The organism is Armatimonadota bacterium (assembly GCA_031081585.1).
Classification (GTDB): domain Bacteria; phylum Sysuimicrobiota; class Sysuimicrobiia; order Sysuimicrobiales; family Humicultoraceae; genus Geohabitans; species Geohabitans tengchongensis.
Map to the genome: position 1 here is coordinate 1 of JAVHLY010000041.1, position 19146 is coordinate 19146.

Below are 19146 nucleotides of genomic sequence, written 5' to 3' on the forward strand. Positions count from 1 at the left end.
GGGCGCAGGCGCGTGGCGACGTGATCCGCGGGCTGCGTCTGGCGGTGGCCGCGGCGGGACCGATGTGGGCCGGCCACATCCACTCCACTGAAGCGCGGCAGTGGCTGGAAGGCTGGCTGCAGCGAGGAGACGCCCGGGAGGTGGGCCAGCCTATTCCCGAGACGCTGCGTGCCCGGGCGCTGTACTGGGCCGGCGAGCTGGCCTGGGAGGTCGGGGACAACCGCCGGGCCCAGCAGGCCCTCGAGGAGAGCAGTGCGCTCTTCCGCCGCCTCGGTGACGGTAGAGGACTGGCGTCGGCCCTCAACACGCTGGCCGTGGTGTGGTACCGGACGGCGGCGTATGCAGCGGCGCGGCGGGCGCTGGAGGAGAGTGTGTCGATCGGTCGCGCGCTGGCCGACCCGGGGCTCACCGCTTTCGCCCTGCTCATCCAGGGCATCGTCGCCCGCCTGGAGGGCGACTACGAGAGAGCAGAGGCGTGGGGGCGCGAGAGCCTCGAGGTGGCGCGTGCGGCCGACCTCACCCGCGCCGTGGCCCTGGCGCTGGACAGCCTGGGGGTGCTGGCGGCGCAGCGCGGCGACGGGGACGCGGCGGAATCGCTGGCCCAGGAGGCGGTGGCGCACTTCCGGTCGCTGGGGGACGCCTACGGCACAGCGGCCAGCCTCAACACGCTGGCGCTGGCGGCGCTGGCCCGCGGTGACACCGCGCTGGCCCGCGCGCGCAGCCTGGAGAGCCTGCCCATCTCGCGGCGCCTGGCGGCCCGGGGATCTGCCGGTCGCTCCCAGTTGACCCTGGCGCGTGCGGCCCTGCGGGAGGGCGACACCGCATCGGCCCTGACCGCCGCCCGCGAGGCCCTCGACCTCTTCCAGAAGGTGGGTGAACGGCTCGGCCTGGTCCAGTCGCTGGAGGTCCTCGGCGCCGTCGCCCTTCAAGCGGGAGGCGTCGCCGGGGCCCGGCTCCTCGGGGCAGCGGCGGCGGCGCGCGCCCGACTGGGCGCCCCACAGTCGCCCCTGGAACAGGACCACCTCGCGCGTCCGGTGCGGGCGGCGGAGGCCGCCGCGGCCCCGGGCGCACTCCAGGCCGCCCGGGCTGCGGGAGAGGGGATGACCCTCGATGCCGCGATCGAGGAGGCGAGGGCCCTGGCCCGCTCCCTGGTGCTTCCCGCCGCGGCGCCCTTCGGGCCGCAGCTGCGGGTCCGGCTCCTCGGGGGGTTCGAGGTGTGGCGGGGTGAGGAGCGCCTCTCCCCCAAGGTCTGGCGTCGCCGCCGTGACCGCCTGTTGTTCACCTACCTCCTGGTCGCACGCGAGCCGGTCCCCCGCGAGGCCCTGCTGGAGGCGCTGTGGCCCCACCTCCCTCCTGAATCCGCGCAGGCCAGCCTGGGCGTGGCCTGGTCAAACGCCAAGCGGGCGCTGGACTCCGGCGGTCCCGGGGACGCGTGCCTGGTGCTGGAGCGGGGGCGGTATGGGATCCGGCGGGGCGCGGTGGTCACAGACGTCCAGGAGTTCGACGCTCACGTGGCGGCCGCCGCCCGGGCCCGCGACGTCCAGGCTGCCCTGCGGGCCCTCGAGACCGCCGCAGGGATCTACCGCGGAGACCTCCTGCCCGACGAGGCCAACGAGCCCTGGACGACTCTCGAACGGGAGCGGCTGCGGACCGCGTACATCGGGGTGCTGGAGCGGCTGGCGGAGGCCAGGGCCTCCCAGGGTCAGGTGGCGGAGGCCGAGGCGCACCTGCGCGAGATCCTTCGCCTCGACCCCTGGCGGGAAGAGGTCTACCGGCGGCTCATGGTGCTGCTGGCAGAGCACGGTCGGCGTGCGGAAGCGCTGCGCCTGTACCAGGAGTGCGTGGCGGCGTTGCGCCGCGAGCTGGAGGTCGGTCCGAGCGGCGAGACCGTGGCCCTCGCCGAGGCCATCGCCAGGGGAGAGCGGCCCGGCCGCCCTCGCCCACACCAGCCACCCTCGCGCTGAGCGTCGACGGAGTGCAGACGCCCCCTCCGCTTAGGGCTGCGCTAAAGGCTCCCCGTACCTTTTGGCATGGAGAGCACGAGGGAGTTCGGAGATCCGGGAGGATGCCATGGAACGACGGCTCTGGTTTCTCAACACCCTGGTCCACATTCGCGTGGCCGAAGCGGACGGGCAGGACGGGCTCTCCGTCCTGGAGCATCGTGCTCCCTTCGGGGACTCGCCGCCGCTGCACATCCACCACACCGAGGACGAGGTCTTCCACGTCCTCGAGGGCGAGCTCCGCCTGCGCGTGGCGGACGAGGAGCGCCGGTGTCCTCGCGGTACCATCCTCCTCGCCCCGAAGGGCGTCCCGCACACCTACCGGGTGGAGTCGCCGGCGGGGGCACGCTGGGTCACGGTGACGGCGCGCGGGGACTTTGAGCGGTTCGTCCGGGCCCTGGGCCGCCCCGCCGAGCGCGACGACCTTCCGCCGCCGGCCGGTCCCCCGTCCCCCGAGGCGGCGGAGGCGCTGGCCCAGGTGGCCCGCCGCCATGGCATCGAGCTGGTCGGTCCTCCCCTGGCGTGACGCCTGCCGCAGGGCCGTGATGGCCGAAGCGTCCACGCCGCTCCATCCCGCCTGGCGCTTAGGGTGGCGCTAACCGCCGTCCTCTACGCTCCGCATCGCCAGGGACCCCGGCGTCGGGGAGGAGACATGGAGGACCAGGGCGCGCCGATGTCGTTCGTGATCAGGCTGCAGCGGACCGGCGGCGGGTTTCGGGGCCACGTGATCGCCGTGGCAACAGGGCAAGGGCGGGTCTTCACCGACCTGGCCGAGGCGACCGCGTTCATTGAGGCCCAGATGCGGGAGGCGCCGCCGGGCGGCCACGCCCGCCGGCCGGCATCGGACTGACAGGCCCGGGAGGGGGCTCATGGGCCCACCGTTGCGGAGAGGGGGGAGTGGGATGGACGTGGTCGTGCGGGTTGCCGGTCTGCTGCTCGTGACGCTGCTCGCCACGGGGTGCATGCCCTTCAGCCTGCCGCTGCCCTTCTGACGGTTCGAGCGCCGCCGGGCCAGCACCTGATGCTGTGCTGGTCCTGGCGGGTCATCGCGGCGAGGCCATTCGTCCTCTCTGAGCCGCGCTACTGCTCGACCCGCCAGAGGCGAATGCCACCCTCGTCGTCCCCGGCGGCCAGCAGCCGGCCGTCGGGCGAAAAGGCCAGCGCGGTGATCTCCTCGGGACCGTAGAGCACGCGGAGGAGCGCGCCCGTCCGGGCGTCCCAGAGGAGGAGTGGCCTGTAGGTGCCCCTGGGGCCCGGAGGCCGGGGCAGGTCAACCCCCGCGACGATCCCGCGCCCGCCAGTGGCGATGCGCCGCCCGTCCGGTGTGTAGGCGGCGGCCAACGCATACACGTGTGCGATGAGCCTGTGCCGCTCCCGGCCGGTCGCCACGTCCCAGATCCGGACGGTGTTGTCCGTCGAGGCGGACAGGGCGGAGCGCCCGTCGGGAGCGAAGGCCACGTCAGTGATGGCGGCGATGTGGCCGCGGAAGACCCGCACCTGCCGGCCGTGCACGACGTCCCAGAGACGGACCGTCTCGTCGTCAGAGAAACTCCCGGAGAGTAGGAACCGGCCGTCACGGGAGAAGGCGAGCGCGGTCACGTGGTCAGTGTGCCCCCGGAGGATCCGCACTGTCCGACCGGTGGCGGCGTTCCACAGGCGGATGGTCCGCTCTTGACCGCCCGTCGCCACCAGGCGCCCGTCGGGAGCGTACGCCGCGGTGTTCACCTGGAAGAGCCGGAGCTGGAATGCCCGGACCTGACGCCCGGAGGCCGTCTCGACCAGCCGGGCGGCCCCGCCCCATGGGTCGGCGAAGAGGACCTGGCGACCGTCCGGTGAGAAGGCGGCATCCTCGGTGAGGCCGCGGCAGGGGCAGATCATCCAGACCTGTCGGCGACCGGCCACGTCCCAGAGGCGCACCGTGCGGTCACTACCGGTGGAGACGACCAGCCGGCCGTCGGGGGAGAAGGCCACCGAGGTCACCGCCTTCTCATGCCTCCCCAGCACCTGCTCGTCCGTCCCTACCGTCATCTCCACAGGCCCGGCCCCCGCTGGCGGGGCGCCCAGGCTCGCCGCCAGGAGGAACGCCACAGCCACGAGCCCTCTCGTCGCCATCCTGTGCCTCCTCGGGTCCTCGAAAGCGCTCCTGCCCTGAGGACGTTACGGGGTGAGGGTTAGCGGCACGCTTAGCGGAGGTCAGGGGCGCGGTCAATCGGCGCGGACGGGCTGCCGCCCCTGGGGGCCGTGCAGGTCCGGCGCGGCGACCTCCCCTGCGCTAAGGGGTGCGCTAACCTCTCTGCCCTAGCGTGCACTTCTGGAACTCCCAAGGGTTCCGATCCGGAGTGGAGTCCGGTCGCGCTCACCCGATGAGACCCTTCGCGCTCCTCGCCCTGGTCGTCCTCACCGCGGCCGCCTGCCGGGGCGGGAGCCCCCCGCCGACCGGCACAGCGCCCACACCTGCCGGGCAGGAGACCCCCGCCGCCCGGGGCGGAGAGGGAACGCCCGTGAGTGCCACCCCGCCCGACCAGCGCGAGCAGGCGGTGCCCGGCCAGGGCGAGCAGGCGGTTCCGGCAGCAACACCGGTTGGCGGGGGCGGACCCGGGTCTGTCCAGGGGACGCTCGAGCCGGAGCGCACCTACGCGGTGGGCGCCTTTGGCCGCAACCGGAACGTCGAGCTGACCGTCGCCGAGTTTCGCCTGCTGGACCCCACGCGCGTGGTGTCGTCCTCCGGAGCGCACCCGGCCCGCCCCGACCTGCGGTTCGTCGTGCTGACGACCGTCTGGAAGAACCTGGTCCCGCCCAGGACTCTCGAGGTTCCCAAGCGCGGGCCGGCCGGGACGGTGAGCGGGGAGAAGGAGACCGTCGTCGCCGAGACCGCCTATGTCGTCCCCGACCTGGTCAAGCACCTCCACCTGCTCATCGACCGGCGGTACGTCGCCCACGTCGACCCGGCCAGCGCGCGCCTCCCCGAAGCCCTGCCCATGCCCCGGCTGGTGGTGGAGCGCTACAACCAGGAGGTGCGGGGCGCGGTGGCCTTCGTCGTGCCGGCCGGTCCCTTCCAGAGCCTGACCCTCCAGTTCTACGACTTCACCCAGGGCCACATCACGGTCCCGGTCTACGGCACCCCCCCGGCGCAGGCGGACCGGCCGGTCGCCGGCCCCGCCCGCAACCAGGTGCTGGCCGCATCGGTCTACGGCGTGCGCACTGCCGCCGAGGCCGGCACCGCGCGGGCCCCGGCGGGCAGCCGCTTCCTCCTGGTCGACGTCGGGGCGACCTCGCTGGCGCCGGGGCAGATCGCCCAGGTGGACGTGCGCCAGTTCGTCGCCCTCGTCGAGGACGGCGTCTACCTGTACCGTCCCGCTCCCGAGCTCCCGGGGCTGGCGCACCAGTTCCACGGGGTGGTGAACCTCCTGCCCGACTTCGAGCGGCGGGGCGTGCTGGCGTTCGTCGTGCCCGAGCCGACGGGGCGGCTGGAGCTGCTGGTCGCGGCGGCGCGCGTCGACCCGGTGACGCTGCTGCTCACGCCCGACGTGGCGGCGCGGGGACAGCCGCAGCCGAAGGCCACGATCCCGGACGGGGAGGTGGCGGAGGTCCTGCTGAACGGCACCGCGCTCACGGACCAGGTGGGAGAGGCGGCCGCGCCGGCGGGGCGGCGCTTCCTCGTGCTGGACCTGACGGTGGTGAACCGGAGCCGCACCCAGGGGCTTGTCGTCCAGCCGGTGCAGTTCACGGTGACGGACGGGCAGCAGCGCACGGCGCCGTCGCCGGTGACGGCGAAGCTGCCCCACGGACTGGCGCAGGAGCGGGTCGTCCCCCCGGCCGGGCGCGGCCGGTTCGAGGTGGCCTTCGAGGTCCCCGCGGGCGCGTCGTCCCTTCGATTGGCTTACCAGGGGTTCACGAAGGTTGAGGAGGTCCCCCTGCCATGAGAGCCCGCCTCTCGATGGCCGGGTTCATCGCGGTCGGGGCCCTCTTCCTCGGCCTCTTGATCTACGCCGCCACTCTGAGTGTTCTGGCTCGATCCACCGTCCGCTGGCCTGCTGTCGGAGGTGCCGGTGCTGCAGGCGCCTGGATCGTCCTGTTGTGGCGGCGGCACCTCTGGCGTCACGCGGCCTGGGGCGCCGTGCTCATCTTCCTGGCAACGCTGGCCGCCATGGCATGGTTCCCCGACGGACGGGCGCACGGTCTCGCACTACTCGGAGACGCCGCAGTGATCATCTTCCCGGCGCTCATGGGCGTTGGGAGCGTGACCGCAGCGATCATGCTCCTCCGCTGGCGGAGCCCGGCCTGGCGCGTCGGTGTGCTGCTCCTGGGCGGCTACGTCGTCGGAGCTACTGCGGTTGAAGCGGCACGCGGAGGATTCGACGCGCTGCTCCGGACGCGGTCCTCCTGGTCCACGCTGCCCCTGTGGTTCCAGGGCGCTGTGCTCGGTCTCCTTGCCCTGCTCCCGGCGGGCATCGTGGCAGGGGCGGTCGATGCCATTCGGGGTGCGAGGCGCAGTCCAGCGGTCCTGAAGTCCCTCTCGCTCTCCCTGGTGCTGCTCATCGCACTGCCGGCTGTCTATCAACCGCCGTGGACCGCACCGGTCGGTTCAACCCGTGGGTCGGGCGAGTCCCCACCGTCCCCACCCCCCATGCCGAGCCCGACGGGCGGTGCGGTCAAGATGACGCCGATACCCTGGCCTTCTCCCGAAGGTTCAGCGGCCGCCCTGCAGGAGTACCGCGCAGCACTCGACCGGTTGAAGCATCAGGTGGATCGTTCGGTCTTCGATGTCGGCGCGCTGCAGGGGCGGCTCGGCCGCGATGTCAAGGCCATGCTGGGCTTCGTGCGGGAGGAGATCCGACTGGAGCCGTACGCCGGCGTCCTCCGGGGTGCCCGCGGCGCCCTGCTGGCCAGGGGCGGAAACGCCGCGGATCGGGCCCTCCTCCTGGCCGAGCTCCTCCGGCGCGCAGGCTACCAGGTGCGCTTTGCCGAGGGGACGCTGAGCCGGAACCAGGCCGAGGTCCTGGTGCGGTCGGCCCTGCGACGTCCCCGGACGGGGGCCGACACGCCCTTGCACCAGGAGATCCTCCGTCGGGCGGCGGCTCATTTCCTCGTCCTCGGCGATGCTCTCTACGGCGCTGGCCACCGGCCTTCGACGCAACGCACACCGCGATGGGACCACGCGGTCAGGGCCGCCCAGGACCACGTGTGGGTGCAGGTCGCCGCAGGGGACCGGTGGATGGACCTGGACCCCGCCTCCCCGGATGGGGCGCCGCTCACCCGGGCTCGCCGCGTGGGGGACGTCCCTGACCTCCGTTTCCATCGTGTCACGCTGCGGCTGGAGGTCCAGGTGGTGGAAGGCGATCGCACGCTCAGGCACCCCGTGCTCCTCTATGAGGGCCGTGCAGCGGATCTGGTGGACGTCCCCCTGGGCATCTTCTTCGACGTGCAGGGTGAGATGGCGACCGCCGTGCTGGTGGTCGGTGGCGAACTGCTGGCCGGCCCGCCCTTCCGCATCTCCAAGTCCGCGGCCGCCGGAACCGGCGCGATCCTCCCGCTGCCGGGCACCCCCAAGGGGGGAGGCGCCATCGATGCCCTGACGGGGGCGTGGCTGACGGTCGTGACGGACACCCCCGAGGGCTCGGCGTCAGCGACCTACACGATCTTCGAGCAGGGCCCTTCGGGCAGCACGAGCGCATCGGCGGAGGATGCCCTCGGGGCCGTCCTGGGGATCGGTGTCATCACCGGGGAGATGCCCGGCATGCTGCTGGCTGCGGTCCTGGCCGACACTGACGACCCGCTGAGTCGCCCGGGGATCACGCGGTTCCTCGCGCTCCGCGCCTTCACCTACGGTGTGTTGCGCGGGGCGGTCGATGGCACCGCGGCCGAGGATCTCCCGCTGCGGTATGTCGACGCGCCCAACGTGTTCATCGCTGAGGTACGGTCCCACGGGCCGGCGCGGGATGCGCGTGTCCAGCTCAGCTTCGACCTGACCCGGAAAGCCTATCGAACGCTCCGCGCGCCGGAAGATCCGCTGGCTGGCTACGGTGAGTTCTACGACACCCTGGCGCACGGCATGCTCGACCACCTGGTGGAGCGTGTCACGTTGGGAGCCGACTTCTCGGACCGAAGCGTAGGCGCGCTGTTCGAGCAGGCCACCGACCAGGGCATCCCAGTTAAGGCCCTGCTGCAGCCCACCGATCCTCTGCCGGCGGCGCTGGGTGGCGGGGGGATTCGCCGCCTCACCCAGGGGCGGGAAGCGGGACGAGCCGTCGTCCTGCCCGAGGCGCTCCCCCGCGGGTGGAGCCTGGCCGATCTGGGCTGGTGGGAGGTGGACCAGCGGACAGGGTGGGCGACAGATGTCACGGCCAGCGGCCGACATCAGTCGACCGTGGAACGCTCAGTCCAGGAGACCGATACTCGGAAGAAGTCGGCCCTGGTCTGTGTCCAGACCCTCCGAATCGCTGTCAATGTCGTGATCCCCACGCTGACCCGGCTCGGTGGTTTGCCCCCGCAGTTTGTGGAGTTCCTCGAGGAGACCCGCCTTGACGACGCCCTGGAAAAGGTCGCCGAGGGCCTGTGCACGAGGTTCGGGCCGGTGCCCCGCGACATCCCTCCCCCCCCAAAGTGGACCCCCTTCCCTCCGGCCCCACGCCGTATGCCTAACCCGGGTTCGAACCCCTTCAAGAACCCCCCCGCTGTCCGCTGGCCTCCGGGGGCCCCGCGGAAGCGATGAGCGGGACGACCGCTGCGCGACTCGTCGCGGCCCTGCTGGTCGGTGGGCTCCTGGCGGGCTGCGTCCGGGGGCCAGACGCCGGCCCCACTGCCACCCCCGGTCCGATGGCAGCTTCGAGTCCACTCGCGGCGTCCACCCCCGCGACCGTTCTCCCTTCTCCCGCTCCGTCCACCCCCGAAACCTCACCCTCGCCGGGACTGGAGGCGACGCCCGCCCCATCCCTGCCCGGCCGGCCCGGGGACGTCGTCGCCACGCCAGCCGCTCAGGTCGAACAACCCCCTTCACCGGGCCGCACGACCGGCGTGCAGCCGATCGACGCCGTCCTGGCGCCTGCGCTCACCGGCACGGGCGACCCCCAACAGCCGGCCACGGAGTTTCCAGAAGATGTCAGTGCCATCCACCTCGTGGTGCGCGGGCCGGCCAACGCCAGCCTGGTGGCCAAGTGGGTCGCCGTCCAAGCCGAGGGCTATCCGGCGAACCAGGAGGTTGAGCAGGACCGCGTCGCCCTGGGCGCCGACGGGAAGGGCACGGCGACGCTGGCGGCCAGGCCGCAGGCGGTCCTCCGCCCCGGCGAGTACCGGGTGGACCTCACCGTAAACGGCGCCCCCGGCCCGTCCCTCCCGTTCCGCATCGTCCCCATCCTCCCCGCGGCCGCCGCCTTCGAGGAGAGCGACCGCCTCTTCGGCCGCAACGTCGCCGCCGCCGCGCTGGGGGGGACGGTGGTGAGCGTCCCGCCCAACTCGGGGGCGCCGGCCGAGTACCTGATCGACGGCGGCAGCGAGGTGGTGAGCCGGCTGCAGCAGCTCCGCCCCTGGGTCACGCGGGACGCCACGTTCCCGCAGGAGATCGTCCTGTCCTTCCACGGGGGGCGCCGGGCCACGGTGGCCGCCGTCCTCGTCGACACCGACTCCGACAACCGGTACACCGGGTACCTGGATGCGATGCCGCGCCACGTGGAGGTGTGGGTCTCCACGACCGGCGCCACGGATGGCTTCACCAGGGTCGCGGCCGCGCGTCTGCCCCGTCGGGCGGGCCGGCACCTCATCCCGTTCGACCCCGTGCCGGCGACGCACCTCAAGCTCCGCATCCTCTCCAACCACGGCGGGACCCGCACCGAGGTCGTCGAGGTGAAGGTCCTGGAAGACCCCTCCGCCCCCAGCATCCTGGCCGACCGGCCGGCGAACCTGGTCCTGCCCGCCCTGGGGGGCACGGTCGTACGCGTGCCGGACTGGACGGGCACGCCGGTGGGCAACCTCTTCGACGGCCGCACGGGAGACCACGGGTGGTATACGCAGGAGCGCCTGCCACGGGAGATCGTGCTGGCCTTCCGCGACCGCCAGGAGGCCTACATCGACCGTCTCGTCCTGAACCCCTCCACGGACCTGGGGCAGGAGACCTGGCTCAAGCGTCTGTCGGTGCAGGTCTCGACCGAGAGTCCTTTCGAGGGCTGGCAGGAGGTGGGCCGGTTCACGCTGGCCCGAGAGGCCCGCGACCAGGTCTTCCCAGTCGGGCGGCGGGCCCGGTTCCTCAAGCTGCGCCTGCTCGAGAACCACGGCGGGCGGAACACGAGCCTGGGGGAGGTGCAGGTCCTCGAGGGGCAGGCGGCGGGCTACCGGTCGCTGCTGCTCGAACGCCCGCCCCGCCTCCTCGCCCGCGCGGCGCAGCCGGGACAGGGAGCCGCCACGGCCACCGCCGGTGCGGAGACGCTCGAGGGCGAGCCCAACGACACTGCGGCGCAGGCCGTCCCCCTGCCGCTCGGGCGGCGGGTGCGCGGCACCATCGCGCCCACCGGTGACGTGGACCACTTCGCGCTCACGGTCCCCCCGCCGGGACCCGCCCTGCTCACCCTGGAGCTGGGCGGGCACCCGTCCATCCGCACCTCCCTCGAGCTGCTCGACCGCGCGGGGCGCCCGGTGCGACGCTTCGGGCCGCAGCAGGCCGGGCGCCGCGCCACCGCCTTCACCTGGCTGGTCGAGCCCGGGGAGTACGTCGTCCGTCTGGCCGAGCCGCCGCTCTCCATCGTGCTGGCCTTCGACACGAGCGGCAGCATGGGCGGGGCCATCAGGGACCTGGAGGAGGCGGTGACCGCCTACGTCGACGCGGTGCAGCCGACCGAGCAGGTGGCCCTGATCCGCTTCGGGGCGGGCAGTCCCAACGAGATCGTCCTCCTGACCCCACGCTTCACGAACGACCGCACCGTCCTCCGCCGGGCGCTGGCCGGCCAGTTCAAGGCTGTGGGCGGGACGCCGCTGTACGACGCGGTGGCGCACGGCATCGCGCTGCTCAAGGCCACGGAGGGGAACCGGGCCGTCGTGGTGATGACCGACGGCGAGGACAGCGGGAGCAGGCTCGACCTGCGGGGGTTCTGGGCGCTGCTGGAAGAGACGCGCGTGCCGGTGTACGCCATCCTCCTGGGCAACCGCCTGCAGCAGTACCAGCCGCGCCTGGGGACGAGCGTCCTCGGCCTCTTCGCCCACCTGTCGGCGGCCACCCAGGCGCGGGCCACCTTTACCCCCGACTCCGCGGCGCTGCGCGGGCTCTACCAGCAGATCGCCTCGGAGCTGCGCACCCCCGTCACGTACACGCTGCGGGCCACGGCGAGCCCGGGCCCGGGGACGGTGTACGTCGACACCGGCGGCGAGCCCGTGGGCGCTCCGCCGCAGGTGGAGCTGATCCTCGACGCCTCCGGGTCGATGAAGCGCCGCATCGACGGGCGCCCGATGATCGACATCGCCAGGGATACCCTGGCCCAGGTCGTCAAGGCGCTGCCCGACCAGGTGCACGTCGGGCTGCGCGTCTACGGGCACCGCATCCGCGAGGGCCGGCCGGGCGACTGCCAGGACTCGGAGCTGGTGGTGCCGATCGCCCCGCTGGACCGCACCGCCATGCTGGCGGCCATCCGGCGGGTGCAGGCCCTGGGCACGACGCCGATCGCCTACTCGCTGCGGCAGGTGGCGCGGGACTTCGGCACCCGGTCGGGGGAGCGGTTGGTCATCCTGGTCACCGACGGCCAGGAGGAGTGCGGCGGGAGCCCGGCGGCGGTGGTCTCCGAGCTGCTGGCCGCCGGCGTGACGGTCCGGCTGAACATCGTGGGGTTCGCCCTGGCCGACCGGCGGACGCGCCAGGAGATGGCCCGGGTGGCCGCCCTCACGGGCGGGGCCTTCTTCGACGCCCGCGACGGGCGCGCGCTGCGGACGGCCATCGACCGGTCGCTGGCCTTCCCCTTCGAGGTGCTGGAGGCGACGGGACGGCGGGTGGCCGGCGGGATGACGGGGACGGCGGTGAGCGTGCCGGAGGGCGTCTACACGGTGGTGCTGCGCCCCGCGGGGCCGCCGGTGACGGTCCGCGACGTGCGGGTGCGCTACGGGGCGGTCACCCGGGTGGTGCTGACGAAGGACGGCGGCGAGATCGGGTTTCGGGTCGTGGGGCCGTCGCCGTGACCCCTGATGCCGCAAGGGGGTGAAGCCGCGTGGTCCAAGGCCGATCCATCCTAGTCCTCATCCTGGTGGCGATGCTGGCACTGGGCGGGTGTCGCGCCACCGGCCGTGCTCGGGTCGGGAGCCCTGCTGCGGGCACAGGCTCCGCGTCGGAGCCGACCGGAGGCACTCCTGCAGACCCCCTGCCCGCACCCCTCTCCCTGCCTGCAGGATCCCCGGACGAGGCTGTGTCGGCGCTGGTGGGGCGCATCCTGGGCGGGGGTCAGGAGGGGCTCTCCGCGCTGCTCACCGCCTTCCAGGCGGCCGGCATTGCTGTGCGCGGGCCGGGAGGCGGCCTGGCGGTGCAGCCTGCGGACGGAGGGCAGGGGCTGGGGGTCAGCGCCTGGGAGGCCAGGTTCATGGCGGCATTGACGAGGAAGGACCGCGCGCTCCTGGTACTGCTCACCAAGGTGCAGGAGGTGCTCGTGCGGGCCGTGCCCGAGCTGCAGGGCATTCGTATCGCCCAGCACATCCTGGACGGGATCCACGCCCATGCGGACGGGCAGCACCCGGCGATGCGGGCCTGGGCGCGGCTCATCGTGGAACTGGGGCGCCAGCGGCAGGTGGGCGGTCCGCAGGACCTCCTGGGAGGGGTGGATCCCGAGGCGGTGCGTCTGGACGCGGTCCAGCTGTCCCTCGTCACCCTGCGCCTCATCGGAGATCTGGAAGTCATCCAGCGGCGGGCGAGCGTTCCCCGCGGGAACGTCGTGGCCGACGCCGGTCAGCGCGCCCGACGGGCCAGCGCCCTGGCCGGGTGGTTGGCGCCGCCGCCGGCGTTCGCGGCCGCGGCACCCTGCGCCGACGACGATCCGGTCATCAGCCGGGAGCAGGTGAGCGCCAGCGGGTTCGACGTGCTGAGGCAGAAGTTCCGGGACGTGCTGAGGGGAATGGCCCCGAACGGTTGAGAAGAGCGGTCAGATCGCAACGCGCTTACCGGACTCTGGCGCTCGTCCTGGCCGCCCTGCGCATCGAGGTGGCCATGGAGCCCCCGGGTCCGCCGCTGGTGCGGACGAGGACCACCGACCCGGGCGAGGGGCGGGACATCAGAGCCAGGGTGTACCTCGACCCGAAGAGATTGGCTTGGTCGGAGTGCGCCCGGGCGGTGCTGGAAGCGCTGGGCCTTCGGCTGAACGTGGGACGCCCTGCGGCCGGCGGCGTCGCCGGGGTCCCCGTCACCTGGCGCCTGGCGGCGGGCGAGGACATCCTCATGCTCCAGTGTTGCTCGCCCGACATCACCGACCAGGATGGCGCGTCGGTCTTCGCCGTGGTGGGGAAGCCTCAGGACAGGCCTCTGCCCGACACGGCCCAACGGGTCAGCAAGCAGGGAGCGGTGGCGGTGGGGTTCGACCTGCGGCCGTACACCCTCCTCGGTGGACAGGCCCCCAGCGACCCCTCCCTACTGGAAGGGTGGCTGCAGGAGGCGTCCTTCCGCTATGAGACCGTCTACCCTTTCGAGGTGGTGGATTGGGAGGGTGGACGTCCGTGGACGGGGACCATCACGTACACGCGGACAGTGCGCCAGCAGCGGTCCGAAGGTTCCGTGGAAGAACAGACCCAGAGCACGTTGCGCATCGTGGTGGATCTGGGCGACACGGTCAGCGAAGCCGGCGATCCGGCAACGGGCATTTACGTGGCCCAGCTCAGGGCTACCGCGCGAGGTGAGTTTTCCGAGCAGTCGAGGTCTCAGGGTTGGAAGTGGGACACCTGCGCAGGCAGACGGGTGCGACTGACTGGACGAGTGAGGGTCGGCTGGTCGGCTCAGGCTCGGGACGCGCACGTGTCACCATCCACCTCACACCCGGGAACTACTCTGTCGCTGTCGCCTCCGAAGAGACCTGCGAGGCGGAGGGACAGCTGGTCAGCCGACAGGCCATTTGCCTAGGTGGCGGTCACGTGTCCTACCTGTCGGGGTCACGCGGAGGGGTACGCCTCAGCACGATTCTCGGTATCCCTGTGACCATTGCTTCTCAACTCAAGGCCCGCGACGCGCTGGCGGGAACGTGGAACCGGACCGTTGAGGGGGGTCCGGCTACCGCGACCGTCACCGAAACCCTCGAGTGGGATCTGAGGCGTCGTCGGTAGGGCACACGGCCAGGTGGTGGTGACGCCGTCGATCCCTGTGGCCGGTCGACGTCTTGGAGACGGAGAGGAGGGGAGGTCGTGAGAACGACGTGCACGTGCGGATGCCCGGGCATCCTGAGGACACGGCGGAGGGCGAGCGGTGGCATCGTGACACGGTTCTTGCTCCTCGCTCTGGTGGCGGTTCTGGCGGCAGTGCCGGCGGCAGCGTTCGCGGCCGCCAACGCGGCCGCCCTCCTGGGCACCTGGGTGCAGGATGACATGGGGCCCGTGCTCACCTACCGACGCGTGTACCGGTTCAACCGCGACGGGACGTACGAGTTCCTCTTCACGGTGCGGAACACAGGATCGACCGCCCAGAGGGTGCTGGTCCGGGAACGCGGCCGCTACGCGCTACGAGGGGATGTCCTGGTGATCACCCCGCAGCTCGGGCAGGTCCGGTGGCAGCGTGGTGTGGCCAGGTCGTTTCCCTGGCGGGTGGAGCGGGATCGCGCCGGGGGGGACCTCCGGCTGGTCCTGGTCCTCCCCGACGGCATCCTGGACGTCTTCTATCGCCCGTAGTCATGCCATGGAGCACCGCAGGTGCGCGCCGCGCTGGCCCGCACCGGGCAGCGGATCAGGGTGAGCCAACAGCGGGAGCTCACCCCTCGACGGCCTGGGGTTCAAGTACGCCTTCATCGCCTTCTCCGCCGCCTGCTGGGCATGAAATGTCGCGTCTTTGGTGAGGGGCGGTTCGACGCTGAGGTCGACTCGGGCGCCTGCGAGGTCGGCGCGTGCCCGCACCGGCCACCCTCGCGTCTCCGCCACGAGTTCCGGATCATGCGGCATGGAGGAGCCGGCCCTCGGGGGTCTCGAGGCGCTAAGCGATGCGCTAAGCCGGCCGGGGTACCATCCCCTCCGACCGGCCGGGTGGCCGGGAGGAGGGCTGGCAGATGGAGCACCGCGTGGAGGGAGGCCTCTCCCGCCGCAGCCTGTGGGTCGCCCAGGCGGCGAGCCTGGTGGGCCTTCTGGGCTGGGTGCTGGTGGTGCGGGCCCTGGCCGCATTCCCGGGAGTCTTGCCGCGGCTGGGGACGCTGGAGGCGGGCATCGTCCTGGCGGTCGTCCCGACCCTGCTGTGGCTCCTGCTCTTCTACGTGCAGGACGCCCGCGAACCGGAGCCGCTCGGCTACGTGCTGCGGGCGGCCGGAGCGGGCGCTGTGCTCGGGGCGGCGTTCGCCCTGCCGCTCGGCCGGGCGCTGGCCCCCGCGGCCGCCTTCCCGTCCACCGGGGTGGTGCTCGGGGGCCTGCTGCTGGCGGCGGCCGTCCAGGAGTTCGCCAAGTTCCTGGCGGTCCGCTACACCGTCTTCGAATCGCCCGAGTTCGACGAGGTGGCCGACGGCGTCACCTACGGCACGGCGGCGGGGTTGGGGTTGGCCGCGGTGCTCAACGTGCACCTCGTGGTCGCGGGGGCCGGCGTCGACCCGGTGCCGGCCACCTTGCGCATCGTCGTGACCGCCCTGGCCCACGCCACCTTCGGCGGGGTGCTGGGCTACTTCCTCGGGCGGGCCAAGCTGCAGGGCCGGTGGCGCGAGGTCGCGTGGGGCTACGGCGCGGCGGTGGTGCTCAACGCGCTCTTCGCCTACCTCCTCGCCGAGGTCACGCGGTCCGGGCTCGCCTACCGCCCGTGGTACGGGTTCGTGCTGGCCGCGGCGGTGGCGGTGGCGGTCACGGCGCTGCTGCTCTGGCGGGTGCGGTCGCTGGGCCCCTCCACGGCGGCGGGGACGACTGCAGGCGCGGGCCAGCCCTCCTGGTCCCGGCTCGACCTGCGGCTGTGGGTGGCGCTGCTGGTCCTGCTGGCGCTGGGACTGGCCCCCGTCCGGGCCGCCGTCGGCGCCGTCACCATCTTCGCCCATCCCGACGGCCTGCGCCTCACCTATCCCGCCGGGTGGCTGGCCGCGCGCCGGGACGGGGCAGCGCTGGCCGTACAGGCGCCGGTCTCGCGGGGGCCCGTCCCCACCGAGCTGCGCGTCACCGCCGCCCCCCGGCCCCGGGGCCAGTCACCCGCGGCCATCGCCGCGGCGGACGCTGTCGCCCGCTCGGGGGCGCTCCCCCTCTACCGGGCCCTCGCCATCGAGCCGGCGAGCGTCCCCGGGGCGGAGGCGGTCGCGGTCGAGTACGCCTTTGTCACCGACCCCCACGCCGCCGTCCTGGCCGCCGAGCGGATCCCGGCGGTGGTGCGGGGGGTGGAACTGGTGGTCGTGACGTCCACGCGCGTCTTCCGCGTCGACCTGCGCACGAGCGCGGGGGGCTTCGAGCAGGTGCGGCCGACCTTCGACCGCATCCGGCGGAGCGTCCGGGTGGAGGAGCGCTCATGAGCCCGACGGGAGCCATCGCCCGCCGCGTGCTGGTCGCCCTGGCCGTGCTGGCCGCGGCCGCGGGCGTGGCCAGCGCGGAGGTGAGCGGCGACATCATCGAGCAGGCGGAGCAGCGCACGGTCCTGCTGCTCCTCCCCATGAAGGACAGGCTGGTGCTCCACTGCTCCGGATCCTTCATCACGCCCTCGGGGATGATCCTGACGGCCTCCCACTGCGTACGCGAGGTGAAGGGCCCCCGCAAGGGGCAGATCTACCTGCCCCAGGGGCGGGTGGTGGTCGCCGTGAACGTCCCCGGTAAGGTCAACCCCGTGCCCAAGCTGTGGGCGACGTACGTCGCCGACCTCCCCCAGGACGACCTGGCGCTGCTGCGGACGGTGGAGTTCCTGGGGTCCGAGGGGAAGCCGATCCCGCCAGGCTTCAGCGTCCCGCACATGCGGCTCGGCGACGTCGGACGGATCCGCAAGGGCGACAGCATCGCGGTGCTGGGCTTTCCGGGCGTGGGCGGCATCTCCATCACCGTGGCCAAGGGGCACGTCACCGGCTTCGAGGCCGACGATAATGAGGTGAAGCGCCGGATGAAGCACGACGCCGCCGTGGGCGGCGGGGCGAGCGGCGGGCCGGTGGTGAACGAGCAGGGGGAGCAGGTGGCCGTGCACGTGGCCAGCGTGGCCGACCCGCAGCGCGCGGCCGCGGCGCGCTACGCCACCCTGGTCAGCCGCATCCCCCAGGCGTGGGCCCGGTACCTGGGGCAGGCCGCGGCGACCGCGCCTGAGCCCGGGCCTGGGCCTGCCCCCGGACCCGGACCGACACCCGCACCCGGACCTGCCCCCGGTCCAGGCGCTGCTCCCGGCCCAGGTCCAGGGACCGCCCCCGGTGCCCGGCCGGCCCCTGCCGCCCAGGGCGTGCTGGTGCAGGGGGTGATCGTGGACGCCGCCTCGGGCAAGGGCATCCCCAACGCGGGGTTCTTCATCCTCCGCCCGGGGGTGGACCCCGAGCAGGCCGAGGAGAAGGACGTGCTCACCTGGGCGCGGACCGACGCGCAGGGGTTCTTCCAGACCACGCAGCGGATCCGCCGGGGAGTCCGCTACCCGGCGGTGGTCCTGGCCGAGGGGTACCAGGGTGTGGTCGGCACCCTCACTGTGCCGCAGAACGCGCCGTCCCCGTTGCAGCTCGGACGGATCTCGCTGGAACGACAGTAGCGCGCTCGCGGGGCGCGGCTGGCTCCGCTCGAGCCAGGAAGGCCCGTAAGGTTTCGTGCACGGACGACATGACCTCAGGCCGGCGGCATTCAGGAGGACCGAGATGACGAGAGCGCAGCGAGAGCCACACCGTACGCCGCGGGCTCGCCCGCACACTCCCTGGATCCTGTGGCTGGTGTTGGCTGCGGGCGCAACCATCGCCCCGACGCCGGCCGGCGCAGGCGAGGCGAATCCCATGTCCCAGCTGCGGGGCACGATCGTCTACATCCGCGGCGGCAACATCTGGGCGGCCCGCGCGGCCACCGGGCAGCGGGTCCAGATCACCCGCGACGGCGGCTACCGCAGCCCCTCCATGGCCGACGACGGCACAGTGGGCGCTGTCCAGCAGATGGGCGGCCGCTCGCACTTCGTGACGATCACCCGCTCGGGCAGGAAGCGTGCGTTCCCGCCGGGGGAGCTCGTCAACCTCATCAGCGCTGAGCTGTCCCCCGACGGCGGGCTCTTTGCCTTCGTCTACGTGGTCGTGAGCCCGCTGCGCTCCAACCCGGCCCGCGTCGGGCTGACCTTCGCCGACCGCTGGGGCGCCGACGCCATCGCCGGCGTCGCGGGCAGGTGGGATACCTTCTCGTCCAGCTACTACCACGTCCGGTGGATGACGAACGAGCGCCTGGTCCTCTCCGGCAACGGGGCCTACCCATACCTCGTGCGCGGCCCGCGGACCGGCTGGGAGCACGACAGCCCCTATATGGTGGGGGTTCCGGCGCTCCGCGACGAGATCTACGACGTCGCGCGCAATGGCAACCGGATGCTGGTCCTGGGGGCCACCTACCGGGTCGTCAACTCCGAGGAGCGGATCACCGGCTGGCACGCCATCGCCTACCGCCCTGCAGCAGCCGGCGAGCGGGTGGAGGTCGAGTTCTCGCTGGAGGAGATGCGCGCCTGCGCCTATGCCAGTGCACCCGGGCGGTGCGTGCCCGTCTTCGTGCCCGAGGTCGGCTTCCAGCTCCAGGGCGAGGCGAAGGGCGGCGCCCTCTCCCCCGATGGCCGCGCCTTCACCTTCGCCGACGGCCGGGGCGTGCTGGTGACCGAGCCGATCCACTCCTCGATGCGGGCGTACGTGCTGGACCCGCAGGGCTCGGAGCCGGAATGGTCGCCGTTCCAGTGGTAGCGCCGGCGGGGGGACCCCCGCGGGACAGGGGAGGGTGGTAGCGAGGCGATGCGGAGCCCGGTCCAGGTCGTCGCGCTGCTGTCGCGGACCAGGCGGGTGGCGACCACCGCCCTCGCGGCGGCGCTGCTTGCGGTGGCGTGTCGGGGAGGAGCCGGGGG

The 19146-nt window shown here is 73.0% G+C and carries 13 protein-coding genes; 12 read left to right on the plus strand and 1 reads right to left on the minus strand.

The annotated features are described in order from the left end of the window. The 3 genes from RB146_12790 to RB146_12800 form a co-directional block, all read left to right on the plus strand. A partial coding sequence (locus tag RB146_12790) for a BTAD domain-containing putative transcriptional regulator (protein ID MDQ7829847.1) occupies positions 1 to 1964 on the plus strand: 1964 nt, incomplete at its 5' end. A gap of 106 nt (positions 1965 to 2070) precedes the next feature. Continuing rightward, on the plus strand, positions 2071 to 2526 hold the full coding sequence (locus RB146_12795) for a cupin domain-containing protein (GenBank protein ID MDQ7829848.1): 456 nt from the start codon (positions 2071 to 2073) through the stop codon (positions 2524 to 2526). A 126-nt stretch (positions 2527 to 2652) separates the two neighbouring features. Then, entirely contained in the window at positions 2653 to 2850 is a 198-nt protein-coding gene (locus RB146_12800) for a hypothetical protein (GenBank protein MDQ7829849.1), read from the plus strand. A gap of 230 nt (positions 2851 to 3080) precedes the next feature. Here RB146_12800 and RB146_12805 read toward each other — a convergent pair whose 3' ends face one another. After that, positions 3081 to 4112, minus strand: a complete 1032-nt coding sequence (locus RB146_12805; protein MDQ7829850.1) for a WD40 repeat domain-containing protein — start codon at positions 4110 to 4112, stop codon at positions 3081 to 3083. A 389-nt stretch (positions 4113 to 4501) separates the two neighbouring features. Between RB146_12805 and RB146_12810 the strand changes: the two genes are divergently transcribed. The 9 genes from RB146_12810 (at position 4502) to RB146_12850 (ending at position 18988) form a co-directional block, all read left to right on the plus strand. Continuing rightward, positions 4502 to 5923: a DUF4352 domain-containing protein gene (locus tag RB146_12810; protein ID MDQ7829851.1), complete on the plus strand. Its 1422-nt coding sequence runs from the start codon at positions 4502 to 4504 to the stop codon at positions 5921 to 5923. Further along, on the plus strand, positions 5920 to 8712 hold the full coding sequence (locus tag RB146_12815; GenBank protein ID MDQ7829852.1) for a transglutaminase domain-containing protein: 2793 nt from the start codon (positions 5920 to 5922) through the stop codon (positions 8710 to 8712). Before RB146_12810 ends, RB146_12815 begins: the two co-directional genes overlap by 4 nt. A 302-nt stretch (positions 8713 to 9014) precedes the next feature. Continuing rightward, the gene (locus RB146_12820; protein ID MDQ7829853.1) at positions 9015 to 12152 is read left to right on the plus strand and encodes a VWA domain-containing protein; all 3138 of its coding nucleotides are present in this window, start codon (positions 9015 to 9017) and stop codon (positions 12150 to 12152) included. A gap of 224 nt (positions 12153 to 12376) precedes the next feature. Further along, a complete protein-coding gene (locus RB146_12825; protein MDQ7829854.1) occupies positions 12377 to 13093 on the plus strand; it encodes a hypothetical protein in 717 nt (238 codons plus the stop codon). A 149-nt stretch (positions 13094 to 13242) separates the two neighbouring features. After that, complete coding sequence (locus tag RB146_12830) at positions 13243 to 14070, plus strand: hypothetical protein (protein ID MDQ7829855.1); 828 nt, start codon at positions 13243 to 13245, stop codon at positions 14068 to 14070. Between the two features lie 347 nt (positions 14071 to 14417). Next, a complete protein-coding gene (locus RB146_12835) occupies positions 14418 to 14828 on the plus strand; it encodes a hypothetical protein (GenBank protein MDQ7829856.1) in 411 nt (136 codons plus the stop codon). 371 nt (positions 14829 to 15199) lie between these two features. Further along, a complete protein-coding gene (locus RB146_12840; GenBank protein ID MDQ7829857.1) occupies positions 15200 to 16621 on the plus strand; it encodes a PrsW family glutamic-type intramembrane protease in 1422 nt (473 codons plus the stop codon). Continuing rightward, positions 16618 to 17820, plus strand: a complete 1203-nt coding sequence (locus tag RB146_12845; protein ID MDQ7829858.1) for a trypsin-like peptidase domain-containing protein — start codon at positions 16618 to 16620, stop codon at positions 17818 to 17820. The genes RB146_12840 and RB146_12845 overlap by 4 nt, the downstream gene beginning before the upstream one ends. 235 nt (positions 17821 to 18055) lie before the next feature. After that, complete coding sequence (locus RB146_12850) at positions 18056 to 18988, plus strand: hypothetical protein (GenBank protein ID MDQ7829859.1); 933 nt, start codon at positions 18056 to 18058, stop codon at positions 18986 to 18988. Positions 18989 to 19146: the final 158 nt, after the last annotated feature.